The 15396-nt window shown below is 47.6% G+C and carries 9 protein-coding genes; 5 read left to right on the top strand and 4 right to left on the bottom strand.

Features of this window, described 5'->3' with window-relative positions; genetic code table 11:
- Window positions 1-16 precede the first annotated feature (16 nt).
- Window positions 17-1402: a RagB/SusD family nutrient uptake outer membrane protein gene (locus tag BOC67_RS03340; RefSeq protein ID WP_291907247.1), complete on the top strand. Its 1386-nt coding sequence runs from the start codon at window positions 17-19 to the stop codon at window positions 1400-1402.
- A 9-nt stretch (window positions 1403-1411) separates the two neighbouring features.
- The gene (locus tag BOC67_RS03335; RefSeq protein ID WP_291907245.1) at window positions 1412-3211 is read left to right on the top strand and encodes a TlpA disulfide reductase family protein; all 1800 of its coding nucleotides are present in this window, start codon (window positions 1412-1414) and stop codon (window positions 3209-3211) included.
- 189 nt (window positions 3212-3400) lie between these two features.
- On the opposite strand, the gene BOC67_RS03330 is transcribed toward BOC67_RS03335, so the two are convergent.
- Window positions 3401-4171, bottom strand: coding sequence for a DeoR/GlpR family DNA-binding transcription regulator (locus BOC67_RS03330; RefSeq protein ID WP_367115518.1), 771 nt, complete (start codon window positions 4169-4171; stop codon window positions 3401-3403).
- Between the two features lie 484 nt (window positions 4172-4655).
- Between BOC67_RS03330 and BOC67_RS03325 the strand changes: the two genes are divergently transcribed.
- The 3 genes from BOC67_RS03325 (at window position 4656) to BOC67_RS03315 (ending at window position 11568) form a co-directional block, all read left to right on the top strand.
- Window positions 4656-7706, top strand: a complete 3051-nt coding sequence (locus tag BOC67_RS03325; RefSeq protein WP_291907244.1) for a TonB-dependent receptor — start codon at window positions 4656-4658, stop codon at window positions 7704-7706.
- Between the two features lie 19 nt (window positions 7707-7725).
- Window positions 7726-9303 (top strand): RagB/SusD family nutrient uptake outer membrane protein, encoded by a 1578-nt coding sequence (locus BOC67_RS03320; protein WP_291907242.1) that lies wholly within the window; start codon window positions 7726-7728, stop codon window positions 9301-9303.
- A 423-nt stretch (window positions 9304-9726) separates the two neighbouring features.
- Entirely contained in the window at window positions 9727-11568 is a 1842-nt protein-coding gene (locus BOC67_RS03315; protein WP_291907241.1) for a hypothetical protein, read from the top strand.
- A 250-nt stretch (window positions 11569-11818) separates the two neighbouring features.
- On the opposite strand, the gene BOC67_RS03310 is transcribed toward BOC67_RS03315, so the two are convergent.
- From BOC67_RS03310 to BOC67_RS03300, 3 genes are read right to left on the bottom strand one after another with little or no spacing between them, the layout of a single operon-like run.
- Window positions 11819-13612, bottom strand: coding sequence for a DUF262 domain-containing protein (locus tag BOC67_RS03310; RefSeq protein WP_291907238.1), 1794 nt, complete (start codon window positions 13610-13612; stop codon window positions 11819-11821).
- 55 nt (window positions 13613-13667) lie between these two features.
- Window positions 13668-14087, bottom strand: coding sequence for a hypothetical protein (locus tag BOC67_RS03305; RefSeq protein WP_291907236.1), 420 nt, complete (start codon window positions 14085-14087; stop codon window positions 13668-13670).
- Between the two features lie 2 nt (window positions 14088-14089).
- Complete coding sequence (locus BOC67_RS03300) at window positions 14090-15277, bottom strand: hypothetical protein (protein WP_291907235.1); 1188 nt, start codon at window positions 15275-15277, stop codon at window positions 14090-14092.
- Window positions 15278-15396 lie beyond the last annotated feature (119 nt).

Raw genomic sequence — 15396 nt, 5'->3', positions numbered from 1 at the left:
AGATAAAAGATATATCATGAAACGATTAAAAATATTATTAGCCATGCTGCTGCTGTTTGCTGCTACTTCCTGCAGTAAATATGTGGACACGCCATTGCCTAAAAATGAACTGGTATCCGGCCTGGTATTCAAGGATGATAAGGCGGCTACTGCCGCGGTAACCGGCGTGTACAGCAATATGTATTCGTTCAACTACCAGTTTGCCAACATCCTCATGAACTACCTGACCGCCATGCAGGCGGATGAGATGTACTATTTCAGCAGCTTTGCCAACTATGACGTATTCCGGGAAAACAGGCTGCTGCCCAGCAGTCAGTATGTGCAAAGCCTGTTTGCGGATATGTACAGCTATATTTACCAGATGAATGCCTGTATAGAAGGGCTTTCCGCTGCCAACACCCTTACGCCTGCCGTGAAAAAGCAGCTGTTGGGAGAGTCCTATTTCATGCGCGCATTCTTTTACTTCTACCTGGTGAACATGTATGGCGATGTGCCTTTGATCACAGGTACGGATTACCAGGTGAATGGGGTGAAGCCCCGTGCGCCGCGTGCGGAAGTATATGATACCATGATCAGCAACCTGAAAACAGCCGTGCAGTTGCTGGAGGATAGCTACCCTACGGCCCAGCGCATCCGGCCGAATAGAGCCGTGGCAAACGGTTTGCTGGCGAGAGTGTACCTCTACAACCAGCAGTGGGACCTGGCGGAAGCGACAGCCTCCCTGGTGATTAACAATAACGCCTATACGCTGCCGGCGGATTTGAATACTGTTTTCCTGGCGACGAGTAAAGAAGCTTTATGGCAGATACAACCGTTAAACGTCAGCGGTGGCCGCAATACCTGGGAAGGGTTCACTTCAACTCCTGCCACGGCAACGGGAACCGCGGTGTTTCGCCTGGATGCTACCTTAGTGGCGGCTTACGAGCCGGGGGACTTGCGCCTCGCCAGGTGGACGGACTTCAGAACGCCCGGTTCAGGCCCGGTGTATTACTTCCCTTATAAATACAAGATCCGCAGCGCTGCCGCCGGCATCACGGAATACTCCATGGTGATGCGCCTGGCGGAACAATACCTGATCCGCGCGGAAGCGAGGATACAACAGAATAAGCTGGATGAAGGCCGGGGCGATCTGAATGCCATCCGCAAAAGGGCCGGACTGGGAGATTTATCTGCCAGCCTGGATAAGGCCGCATTGTTGCTGGCCGTGGAAAAGGAGCGCCGGCTGGAACTCTTTGCCGAGTGGGGCCACCGCTGGTTTGACCTGAAGCGCACCAAACGCTCAGACGCTGTCCTGGGGCCATTGAAAGGCGCCAACTGGCAGTCGACCGATACGCTGTATCCGATTCCTTCCGATGCGATGCGAACAAATATTAACCTGACCCAGAACCCGGGTTATAACTAAGCCGACTATATGAAAAAAATAATCGTGCTGCTATTACTGACGCTGTTCGTCGTCAGTAATAGCAACGGGCAGCAGTCCGTGGTCATATCCCCGGCCTATCCTGAAAGAGGGCAAACGGTGACGGTGACGTTTGACCCTGCCGTGCCGGGCAACGGCATTGCTGCGGACGCAAAGGAAGTGACGCTGGTGTTTACCTATTCCAACTTTTATAATCTTCCCTGGCGCATGAAAATGCAGCAGGTAAATGGCAAATGGACCGCCTCCTTCCTCCTCGCTAATTACACCGTATTTGCCACGTTTTACCTGGAAAGCGGAGAACAGGTGAATAAACCGGCAAAGGACCGGCATTACGAAATAGCCGTGTATCAAAATAAGCGGCCGGTGGAAAACGTGTTCCTTTACAAAGCTTACAGCATGGGCGCTCAAATGGGGAAGTCCCCGTTGCTGGCTGGCCGGCAGCATGACTTGTTTAAACAGGAACTGGCCTTGTATCCCAACAACTACGAAGCAAAGCTGCGCCTGCTCGCCAATGAAATGAATGCCACTGATTCGCCCGCAAAGAAAGCCGCCCTGCGCAAACAGGCGCACCAAATAATTGCGGACCGCTTCTATGCCGATCCAACAAATAGCGGCAACCTGAATAAAGTGACCATGGGCTACCTCATCATCGGTGAAAACAGCCGGCTGGATTCTATCCGCAAAGTGGTGATGGAGCGGTATCCGGATTCAGCGCCCGGGCGGGAACTGAATGCCGCCGCTATGGCAAAAGGGAAGGACACGGCAGCGCAGATAGCCTGGTTTGAAAAGGAGCTGAAGAAGGAAACAAAGGAGAACAGCGGGACCTTTACGGCCATGCATGAATATTTATTCCGGTACTATGCCGCACAAAAGAATGCTTCCAAAGCTTTATACCACGCGCGTTTCCTGACACCGGAAAAGGAGAGCCCCTATACGGCAACTGTCTGGGAAGAAATAGGACGCACGCTGCAGCAACAGCAGCTCGCCCCGGATACGGCATATAGTTATGCGCAGCTCGCCCTGGATAGCGTGCACCGTTACCCGGTAGGAGTGATCAGGTATTTTCCTGAAACGGGCTATATCTATCCTTTTGCGGACGATAGTACCCGGCAGTCCGTGTACGAAAAAGCCGCTTGCCGCCTGCACGCTTTGCTGGGATTGATTGCTTTGCAGCAGCACCGCCCGGAAGCGGCGGAAAAGCATATGGCGCTGGCCGTACGGGAAATTGCCGATAAGGAAACCCTGGACGATGCCGCTGCCTATTACCGGCAAACGGGCAACGAACAACAGCTGGCAAGGCTGGATGCATTCCGGAAAAAAATATTGCGGGATAAAATATGGAAGCAGCAGGTCAGCAAGCCTGCGCCTGCGCTTACCTCTTTCGTGGATATGCAGGGCAAAGCAGTATCGCCGGAGGCGCTGAAAGGGAAAATTGTACTGATCGACTTCTGGGCCACCTGGTGTATCCCATGCATGCAGGAAATGCCGTACCTGCAGCAGCTCTACGATCAGCATAAGCACAATAAGGACATCGTTTTTATGATCGCCAACAGCGGCGCTAAGAATACCCTTGCCGATGCGCAGGGGTGGAGTGGTAACAAGAAGTACACTTTCCCTGTGTATTACAATACCGATCCGGAAATAGGAGAGAAGTTCCGGTTTAATATAATTCCGGCGTCGTACCTGATTGATAAAAAAGGAAACATCCGGTTTGTGAATATAGGTTTTGAAGGGCCGGAAGTACTGGCTAAGCTGCAAGGGCAGCTGGATGTTTTGTTACAGGAGCATTAGGATGTTAACTGTCGCCCCATGATGGGAAACTGTCATGGGGCTTTTATTATGTTTCTGGCTAATAAAATTGCATTCGCAATTGTTACATGGGGCTTTTATTATACGCCTGGCTGTTAAATTGCATTCACAATTATTACATGGGACTTGTGGCTGTTAAATTGCATTCCCACTCGCTATCAACCACCTACGCTACACCACAGTCACCTTTACCCCCATATCCTCCATCCGCTTCACCAGGTGATCCGCAATAGCGCTGTCTGTAATCACTTCATCAATATCCTCCATGCCGCAGATACGGCCGAACCCTCTCCGCCCGAATTTCGCAGAATCCGCCAGCACAATGGTTTTTTGAGCAGTGGCCATCATTTTCTGGTTGAGGTGCGCTTCCATGATGTTGGTAGTGGTAAGGCCAAATTCAAGGTCGATGCCGTCCACCCCGAGGAATAGTTTGCTGCAGGAAAAGTCGTCCAGAATTTTTTCCGCATAGGAGCCGGTAACGGAGGTGGAGCTGTTGCGCAGCTGGCCGCCCAGCTGTATCACTTCAATTTCCGGCCGGCGCAGCAGTTCCAGCGCTACGTTCAATGCGCCGGTGATCACCATCAGGTGGCCTTTGGGTTGGATATTTTTTGCCAAAGCCAGTACGGAAGTCCCGGAGGCAATAATGATAGCGTCATTAGGCGCAATCAGCGCCGCGGCTGCCTGGCCTATCCTGTTCTTCTCCTCCCGGCGGATGTTTTCCTTTTCGTTGACGGGTTTATCGTTCGTATAAGGGTTCTGCACTGTAGCGCCACCATGCGAGCGGAATAAGAGTGCCTTATCTTCCAGCAGCTTCAGGTCTTTTCGTATAGTCACTCCTGATACATCCAGTTCTTTACACAACTCCAGTACGTTTACATATCCCTTCTCGTGTAGTTTATTCAGAATAAACTTATGACGTTCAGCAATATTGATCATAGACATATCCTATAAAATTACGCATTTAAGTGTCTGGTCGCTTATTTATGAGTTCGTTTACAAGCGCTGATAATCTCGTTTCAAATGCTTACATATAGTTCCCTTTGAAAAGAAAAATACCCCATTATTGGATAATTTTTTCTTTTTTATGAAAGTACCCGAAATATTTTGAAATTATTTTGAACCGGATGTTAATTTATTATTAATTAATAATCAATAGCTTACAAAATAACTTTTCTTTCTTTTCCGTTCCTCACGCTTTTTTTACTTTTTTTCATTTTATTTTATATTTTGGTTTCAAATTGTTTCTTTTTAGTTTCATATTCTGAAAGCACGGTGAAAATGAAATAAAGCATAAGTAAATACAACACGCCAAGTATTCGGGAAGAGTTCGGCAGTAGCCGGTATAATTACCAAGTATCCTAACAGACGACTGAACGCCAGGCAACAAAGCAGTTTATTATCAACCAATTAATAAAAAATCACACGTATGAAATTTTTCTCGCGATTCCACGGGATTCAACCAGCAATACTCCTGCTGGGCTGTATCTGGATGCTTTGCGGTATCCCTATGCAACTACAGGCGCAGGACCGGCCGGTTTCCGGTAAAGTCACTGCCGTAAACGGCACACCGCTGATCGGTGTGAATATCCAGGTTGCCGGCACCAACCATGGAACCGTTACGGATATCAACGGCGCGTACAAACTCAGCGCGCCCGAAGGAGCTACCCTTAAATTTTCTTTCATCGGCTACCTGTCCAAAGACGTGAAAGTCGCCGGCAACACCGTTAACGTAACCCTGGAAGAAGATATCCAGAAGCTGAACGACGTAGTGGTGGTAGGGTACGGTACGCAGAAAAAAGCGACGCTCACCGGCGCTATCACCACCGTGAAAATGGCGGAAAAAGAAGGCCAGCCCCTCACCAACGCCAGTAACGCCCTCGCCGGCGTGCCGGGCGTATTCGCCAACCTTACTAACAGCCAGCCCGGGGTAGACCGCAGCACCATCCGCATCCGCGGCGTAGGTACGCTGAGCAGCAACAACCCGCTGGTACTGGTGGACGGTATCGAATACTCCATGGATGAACTCAACCCGAACGATATCGAAACCATGACGGTACTCAAAGATGCCGCCGCCTCCATCTACGGTTCCCGCGCGGCAAACGGCGTTATCATCATCACCACCAAAAAGGGAAGAGGCGCCTCCCACGTCAACTACAGCTACTACTACGGTAAACAGAAAGCGACCTACCTCCCGGATGCCATCAACGACCCGATCGTGTACATGAAGCTGAAAAATGAAGCGCTCCGCAACGAAGGCAAAGCGCAGGAATACAGCGATGCAGACATCGCTGAATACGAAGCCGGGATGAAAACTGATCCTTTCACTTATCCTGCAAACGATTGGTATAAGATCGCACTGAAAAATGGCGTCATCCAGAAACATGATGTGAGCGTGGCCGGCAGCGGGGATAAATACCAGTACCGCCTCTCCCTCGGTTATCTCGACAGGGACGGTATCCTCTTCGGGCCAGGCAACCACGAAAAGAAATACTCCGTTGGCCTCAACGCCTCCATGGAGGTATCCAAACGCCTGCGCACCGGCATTACCCTGGATGGTTATTATCGCAACTATACCACTCCTTTCTATACTGACTCCTGGTCCTACCTGGCCCGCACCCTGCCTATCCTCACCGATACGCTGGCAGATGGCCGCTATGGTAACTCCTGGCTCAGAACCGCCGGCCGCAACAACTGGGAAAATCCCCGTATGCTCGCCTACAACGGCTTGCAGACGAAAGTAGTACAGCGCTTCCTTACCACCGTTTTTGCGGAATACAAACTGCCTTTTGATATCAACTATAATATCAAATTCGGTGTGGATAAATACGACGGATTGCTCAGCGGCTTCACGCCACGTATGCAAACCTTCGATCCGAAAACATTGAAACCTACCAACTGGAATAGCCCGGCTACCGCGCCCAGAGCGGCTAAAACGGACTATAACGACCTGAACATCCATTTCTATAATACACTCGACTGGAAGAAGTCCTTCTCCAAACACAACGTTTCCGCCATGGTGGGCGCCAGCTACGACAATATGGATAGCGACTCCTGGGCCACCAGCATGTACGGCTACCTGGATGGCACGCTGGACGCCTTCAACGCCGGCACCACCTGGAATGCCACCAGCGGTAACATGACCCGCGATGTGCTGGAATCCTACTTCGGTCGTGCCAACTACGATTACAACGAGAAGTATTACCTGGAAGCTACCTTCCGTTACGATGGTTCCAGTCGCCTCGGTAAACAAAGCCGCTGGGCCTTCTTCCCGTCCGTATCCGCCGCATGGCGCATCGATAAGGAATCATTCTTCCACTCCGATTTTATTTCCTTCCTGAAACTGCGCGCATCTGCCGGTAAAATGGGTAACCAGGCGGTAGACCTCTACAGCACACAGGCTTCCGTTATCTTAGGGGAAGACTATAGTTTCGGCGGCACGCTCAACTCCGGCGCTGCTAAAACTTCCGATGCAGATTCCACCCTCAGATGGGAAATTACCAACACTTACAACGTAGGTACGGATATCAATATCTGGAATAACCGCATCGGCCTCACCATCGACGCCTACCACAAACTGACCAACGGTATCCTCCGCCCGGTGAACATTCCTTCCCAGGTGGGCAACCTCGCAGGTCCTAAGCAAAACGTAGGTTCCGTGAAAAATATAGGCCTGGAGTTTACGCTGCAATACAACGATAAATTCGGCGACCTCGACGTGAACGTTTTCGGTAACGTAGGCTTCAATAAAAACAGGGTGACGGACCTCCACGGGGAAATCATCTACGGCACCGGTACCATCACCCGCGAAGGCTACCCGATAGACGCTTACTACCTGCTGCAGGCGGAAGGCATCTTCCAGACGCAGGATGAAGTGGCTAAAAGCGCCAAACAATCCGCCAATACAAAACCTGGCTATATTAAATACAAGGATGTAAACAACGATGGCATCATCAATGGGGACGACCGTGTGATCGTCAACAGCTCTTCTTCCGTGCCTACCTCCACTTTTGGATTCGGTTTCAACCTGGGATATAAAGGCATCACCCTTTCTACTTCCTTCCAGGGCATTGCCGGCGTGAAAGCGCTGCCCACGGCCAACCTGGCCTTCCCTTTCAACAATGGCGCAAACGCTACCTGGGAGTGGACAAGAGATGCCTGGACGCCTGAAAATCCAAACGCGCGCCTGCCTATCGTTACTACCAGCACCGGCGGTATCGATAACTTCCAGCGTTCTACTTTCTGGCTCAGGAATAACTCTTACGTGAGAATGAAAAGCATTCAGCTGGGATATTCCCTGCCGCAAAGCCTGCTGTCAAGGGTGAAAATCCAGAAAGTACAGTTCTTCATCAACGGCGAAAACCTGCTGACCTTCTCCAAATACAAGGACTTTGATCCGGAGGCCATCCTGGACCAAACTACGCTGTACCGGTACCCAATGTTGAAAACCTTTAACGGTGGTATCAACATCACTTTCTAATACTTAAACCATGATAGTTATGAAGAGGATATATGTCTTACTTACCTGCGCAGGTTTCCTGGCTGCGGGTTGCAACAAAAGCCTGCTGGATACGGTGCCGCACGACCGCTATACGGAAGAAACCTTCTGGCAAACCCCGGAAGCCGCAAATGCAGGGCTCGTGGGCTGTTATTCCGTATTGCGCAACGCCGGCGTTTATGGCGGTAAAACTTCCAACAACGCCACCGCGCTTTGGGAAGAAACGCTTACGCCCAACGCCTACAACCAAACGGATGCCCTGAGTTTTAACACCATTGCGCGCGGCACGCAGATGTCGAGCACCGGTGGTATCATCACCGGCCGCTATTCCGATTGCTATGCCGGTATTGGCCGCTGCAATACCTTCCTGGCGAAAGTAGACGAGGTAACGGCGCTCGACAACGCTACCCGCAGGAGGATGAAAGGGGAAGCCTATTTCCTGCGCGGACTCTATTACTTCCTTTTGCAGAATTACTATGGCGCCGTACCGTTGATCCTCGATCCGCCTGATAAAACCACGCAGGCCAAGCTGCCCCGCACGCCGCGCGAGCAGGTGGTGGCGCAGGTGCTGACGGACCTCGACAGCGCTGCTAACATCCTCCCGTTGAAATTCACCGGCGCTGATTTGGGCCGCGCCACCAAAGGCGCTGCCATGGCGCTGAAAGCAAGGGTGCTGCTGTACGAAGCGAGTCCGTTGCTCAATCCAGCCAATGATGTAGCCAAGTGGAAAGCCGCTGCCGATGCGGCCAAAGCGGTGATGGACCTGCCTGGTACCGGTTATGGTTTGTTCAAGGATTACCGTTCCCTCTTCCTGCAGGAAAATGAAAATAACCTGGAGGTGATTTTCGATGTGCAGTACATCTTCCCGCAGCAGGGCAGTTCCTTCGACCTGATCTGCTCCCAATACAATACCAACGCGCCTTTGCTGGACCTGGCCAAAACCTATTATACCACCAAAGGGTTGCCTATCACAGATCCTGCTTCCGGCTACGATCCCGCCAATCCTTATAAGGACCGCGATCCGCGCCTGAACGCCACGTTTACATATCCGGGCGATACCTACAAAGGCGCTGTCATCAACGCTACCCGCTTCGCGATCACGGGTTACGGCATGAAGAAATTCAGTATGTACGACAAGGCCGCGCCGCCGAAAGATAAATCTGACCTGAAGGATGGCCAGTCTGATATCAACTTCATCGTGCTGCGTTTCGCCGATATCCTCATGATGTACGCGGAAGCGCAGAATGAAGTCAGCGGCCCGGATGCGACCATCTTTGCGGCGCTGAACCGTATCCGCGACCGCGTGGGTATGCCGCATTTCAACGAAGGTTTAAGCAAGGAGGCGCTCCGCCAGGAGATCCGCCATGAAAGACGCGTGGAATTTGCCGGCGAAGGATTGTATTATAGCGACATCCGCCGGTGGAAAATCGCTGAAACCGTGATGAATGCTACCATTCAGAACTATGCGGGCAAAAACCTGGAAACGCGGACTTTCGATAAGCTCCGCGATTACTGGTGGCCTATTCCGTTGGGCGAGCGCGATCTGAATCCGAATCTGGAACAGAACAGCGGTTATTAATTAGTAAAACTGGATAGTTGTTAAATGGCAAATGGAGGGTGTCCGCTGGTCGGGCGCCCTTTGTTTTTGTTACACTCCATGAGGGCTTTGGTTTATTTTTTTAGGGAGAGATTTAATGCTGCGGTTAACGGTTGTACGTTGTTGGAGCGGATGTACTGCGCATTATGCCGGTATCCGGGAGTACGCTGATAGGCCCGCCCCAATCAGAAAAATCTATCAGTAACGTGTTTGTTGACCCGGGATAGTGCCGCCTCCTGTTTACCTTCCCTGGTTTACTCCGACTAACATATAAGGAAGCGCCACCTGACCGGTGAGTGGAATTCTTCTTCCTGTTATGCCGGAGTATGCCGAAAATCCGCGAAAGAGTAGGCGCCCGTTAGCCGAAAAGGGAAATATGAGTAGGCGCCCCAAACCCCAATTGTTATGAACTACGTTTTTAAAGGAAGATTATGCGGCCTCTTATGCACAGATGATTGCAGGGAGCCGTTGGCGGGAGTCAAGGTAAGACTCTACCGCGTCGAAAACAGGGAAGCAGTGGCCGTCCTGGCTGTTGCGGATACCAATCAGACCTTCCACCAGGTTACAGCCGGGGAGGTGAAAGCAAAAAGTAATTTGTTGCTGGCCGAAACCACCGCCAATGAAAACGGCGAGTTTGTTTTTAACCTGGGTGAAAAGGACAATTACAAAGGAGAAGCATTTGATATCGATTTTACCTGCGGCACCGGCTTTGGTAAGCCTGTGCCTCCAAAGCAAATTACAGACTTCCAGTTTCACCTGAGCACCTTGCAGCCGCAATGGCGGGTAAGCAATGCCAATGACCGCGAAGCGTATGTATTCGGATGGGAATACTGTATTGCCTCCAAATGGTGGTGCCGGATACTGCAACAGCTGGATCGCTGGGTTATCTGTGGGAAAGTGGTGGATTGCAAGACCGGTAAGCCTTTAAACGGCCTGCGGGTTTTCGCCTATGATGTGGATCTGTTACAGGATGATCCCCTGGGCAGCGCTTTTACGGATGCTTCCGGTCATTTCAGGATCGTGTATTCATCGGCCGATTTTTCAAAAACGCTGCTTAACTGGCTGAATGTAGAATGGCCGGCGGGTCCGGATCTTTATTTCCGGGTAGAGTCAGGCTCCGGAGCGGTACTGCTGAAAGAACCGCGCAGCATGGGGCATACCAGTGCTCGTACCAATGCGCACAATTGCTTCTGTGTAAAGCTCTGCGTGCCGGACGGTGATATTTATACCGTTGATACGCCCTTGTTTACACGCTTTGGCGAATACAAGATCATCGGGGACATCGATGCCAACGGCCTCACAGCCATTAACCGCACCTTCGCCAGTGGTACCGGCTTTGGCTTCTTTGGCGCGGTGAAGCTGGTGGGATACGCCACTAAAAAAGTCCCGTCAGACAATACCAAACCCCTGTTCTACCGCTTTACCTATTCCTATGACGGCGCTACCTGGAACCCGGTTACCCTGGCGCAAACGCAACAGAGCAGGTTGGTAGTTGGCGTGCGCGAAATCACCTGGAATGGGGTGCAGGCATTTCAGGATATCGTAATTGATCCGAACCAGCCAGCCTCCGTACCGGATAGCATTCCGCCGGATGGCGCGCCCGGCGTAATCCCGGATCATGTGCTGCACCAGGATGCCAATGGCTGGGTAAGAGTCGATCAACACGGAATTGATAATGGTTTTATCGGGCCGTTGCTGTGGGTAAATACCAATGTGCTCGTCCCGGGCGGGAACCCGCTGGCGCCGGGCGATGCGCCGGGTAATGCCCCTGCAAGCCCTAAAAATGGAAGGCGCGTATATTTTGCATACCAGACTACGGATGATCCGTCTAACCCTGCTTCCGTTCATTTCAGGGAACAGGTTACCAAAGGGGTGATCTATGTAAATAACTGGGAGGAAGTACGGCTCCTGCAGCTCGATGAGCTGACGACCGGCGTTAGCGGTTGTACGCCTATCACTACCCATGCGCATGTCCGTTACACGGCAGATCATGAGTTGCTCGCATCCTGGGCGCTGGGCATTGCCAGTGCCGCTGTTCCGGGCGGTATTTCCATTACCGGCGGCGCAGGTAATGTGCCCCGTGGTTCCAATAATGTAATTGATTTCGCCACACCGGGAACGGTTTCCCCGGCGTTTAATACCTGGCCATCCTGCGCTTACAAACTCTCACTGGTGACGCGCAGGAAGCTGACTAATGGTGAATCTAATGACGATCATACCGGCGTGGAAATTATTTTCTGTAAATAAACCGGGGGATCATTATTTCACATCACTCAAATTATTTGAGATATAATAGTGGATGCCCTGAAGAATGTTGAATAGGATAGGCAGGAAAAACAAAAGCCCGCGCATTGCGCGGGCTTTTCCAACTTCGAGTCTCTGCGGAGAACATGGTTCAAATTTCGAGCCTTTTTGCTAGGTATTTGGGTAGAATTGTGGAGTTTATTGACAGATATTGTCGAAATAGGTCAGAATTGAAGTTTAGTTAATAAGGTAATCAGGTAGCCAATATTGCTTCTGTAGATGCTTCTGAAGTATCAAATTCTTCAAAGGCGATTCCTACTAGTTTTCGTTTAAGATTATCAAGTATTAGCTGAAGTCGTTCTTCCACAAAAAGATCAATTGCATTGATCGGCATGGTCTCATTTCTTACCCAATCCAAAATCTGTGGAGGTAGGAAATGGGAGGGCATAATTGCTTCAAATTCCGGCTTGTCATAATCCTTTAAATATTCTAGGGGATTTCTGTTGGTAATATCAAGGTTGGTAATTTGAGTGAGATAGGCGATGTTCAGAAGTGAATTATTATCAATCTTATTAAGGTGCCGATTATTTAGGACGTATTCAGAATTGGTAGGAAAAATATGATGAAGGTTGGGCTTATCTGTGGCAAAGAACAGATTATGTGCTAATACCTCCCGATCACAATGCTCCCAATCCCGCGGTTTCATGCTGGCAAATAGTGATAGCATCGCTCGGCTTAATCGGCCCCTAGAACTATAGGACGCAGACCGTAGAGTCTCTTTGTTAATCAAGAACCGGTCAAACTTATACTGTTTTTTGTACTTTTCAGTATCTAAAAACTCTATATGTTGAAAAAGGTGTGTGGTATTACTTAATAGCTCGTTACTGTGGAAGCTGTAAAACCAAAAATATTTTTTCAGAAAATCGTAATTTGGAGACAGGTTCTGATAAAAATAAGCTGTTATAGTAAAATAAAAGTAACGGAAGGGTATCAAATGAGGTGTTTTGATATGCAAATGGTTCTCAAAAAAGTCAAATGTTTTTAGAAGTGCCTTTTTTGCATCCTCCCAAACCTCGAGTATATGCTCTGTTTTTATCTCATTCAAATAGCGATCAGTGATATTTCTTACACCGCTATCCTCAACATTCCAATATATTAATACGGCAAGGGCTTGTAAATAGTCCAAATCGCTGATATGTAGAAACTGACTTGGGTTTGTATTCCGGAAATTGTCAATCAGTTCCCGCAAATAGAAGCCGGCTTCTCCATTCGTGCTGGGTTTAAAAGTTTTGGCAACTACTATGTCAAAAATATTTAGCGGCTTTCCAGCTTGATTAATTCGTTCAAATATTTGGCACACCTCTGAAACCTGTATTCCTTTCACTTCAATAAATGAAATCCGGTAATTGTCAAGGATTTCTTTTACCCGCCTAAGCTCTTTCCGAACTTGGTGATCGTATTCCTTATAATTGGGATTTGGATGTTCTACCAGTTTTCGTTCAATACTTCCAAAGTTATTTTTTACGTCAATGAGCTTAACTATTAGCCCCTCATTAAATCTGTTTTTCTTGCCTGTATTATATCGTAACTCTCCATTTCTATCGTCTATTTCATCCCAAAATAAAAATCGGCTTCGATAGCTTTCATCATCAGTATCACTGTTTATAGGTATTGTAAAGTCAACATATAGAGTCGGGTTAAACCCGTCCTGTCCCTCTATGCTACCGCCATATAAAGAAGTTAGCAATGAAGTAGTTCGCTGTTGCCCATCAAGAATATATTGGTATTCAGCTCGGGTAAAATTTTCATCAGTGATCCGATGGCCACCTACCTGCCTATGATTTTGAAGTTTAAGATCAGTTTTCCAAATCAGAATGCTTCCTAATGGATAGAATTTATAAATGCTATCCCATAGCTTTTTAACGTTTTCCCTATCCCAAACAACTTCTCGTTGGAAAGTGGGTATCTGATAATTCTTATTTAGCAGTTCATCCAAATAAGTAGTAAGTCCTTTGTTGGTAGGGAAAATTCTGTCAATGTAGTTCATTTGATTCAGAGTTAAAATTTATTGAGGTTTAATTGTCTTTTATGGTATTTGCAGGCTAAACGCCAACGATTTCAGAAAATGTTAACCTAGTTTTCAACCCATATAGGTCTTTCCGCATGGAAATAGCTAACTCATAATAACCTTCCCTCGTGGGGTTTCTAATATAGGCACTTAGTGACAGTATAACCTTATCGGATGCAAAAAGGATCATGTTATCTCTTTCGATTATTAGTTCGTCGAGCAATTGCGCTTTTGCGGTAAAATCCCGACCATGTTTTTTTAGTTCTTTCTGATGTTTATCGAAATCTAACATTGCATTGGCAAGCAGTATTAGGGCTTTGTAGCGAGTGTTTTTAAATTCATGCTGAGCTTGGCTTTTAAGTTCTTTTTTATTTAAAAGATAATTAATTCCACTTTGTAGCATTCCTCCTAAACCAACAAGACCAATTGCCGATATTATTTCTTGATATGCCATATCTAATGTAATTGCAAGTTAAAGGATGGAAATATACCTTTGAAATTGCTGAATATTTCTTTACGAGCAATATCCATTTCAATACAGGCTTTATCTGTTAATATCCAGATTGAACAGTTGTTTTTTCCACATCCACAAGGTTTAATTTGGTTATTCCTTCTTAACTCATTAAAGGTGTTTCGTAGCTGTATAACTAATTGAGTAATATTTTGTAAGCCATCTTTTATTTGAGGGTCTTTTACTTCGTGACGGGAAGGTATTCTTTTTACAAAAAAGCCATCTCTTAGCCGACGTACACCTGTATTTAGTACCTCAATGGTATCAGTAATAGCTTTCTCGAAATCAGGAATATTCGACTCGTTATTGAATCTTGTTGTAAACGCAGGTCTATCAAAGCACTCCGTTATAGACTGAAGGATAGTTTGGTCAGTATCAATATCAAATTCGTTTACAAGTTGTTTCAATGCAGAAGGCGTTTCAGGAAAAGATTCTCCATTTACAAACCTTCTTATAAGTTCAGGTGTACAATGTCGCAACTTTTCTTCAAATTCAACACCGCTCCAGATTTCTACATCTAAAACTCCTAATTTATGACTATGCTCTGTTATCTTCTTTCGCACATCACCCGATATTGTTCCTCCAGCGACAACGATATAATTGTTTGGAATATTATTCCCCTTTATAAGTTTATCTATATCGTCAGCTATTTTCTTAAAGGTCAACTTCTGATAATTGGCACATTGATAACAGAAAGTTTTCCCATCTACCATTCCCCATATATCTCTTCCCCCATCACTCCCAGTTTGTCCAAGCCAATGAATTTTATCCCATCGTCTTTGTCTAGATACAAATGCAAAAACTAAACGCTCAAACTGAATACCACTATAATCTTCAAAATGTATTGGATTAACAGTTTTATTTATCGGAATTGTGTAATTATATTTATTACTAGCATCAATATTCCCCAAGTAATTAATGACATCTTCCATTGTTATCCCTTGATTTCTTGAATTGGGTTCAAGTATCAATGAATCGGCAAGAGCTTTTCCTCCTTTAGCAATCCTTTTACCAATCCTAAATTCTGTAAGATCTTTTCCTTCTTTAATATGGGTAAATAATCTTTCAATTAATTCAGCAACCTGCGTAGTGGATGAACAGAACTTTTTTAGAGGAATAAGAATTAACTTCAAATCGTCCTCAATTCTATCTGTTCTTGTAATGTAGACTTCCCCGAACTTCGGCCATAAGAATTAGAGTTATGAATTGATTCATTAACTTTAATCTTGACCATGAAAAGAAAAAATTTCAC

Origin of the sequence: Chitinophaga sp. CB10, from assembly GCA_001870995.2 — a bacterium.
In the GTDB taxonomy this organism is placed as follows: Bacteria; Bacteroidota; Bacteroidia; order Chitinophagales; family Chitinophagaceae; genus Chitinophaga.
Note: the sequence above shows the minus strand (reverse complement) of the source record. Positions and strands in the feature narration are given on the sequence as shown.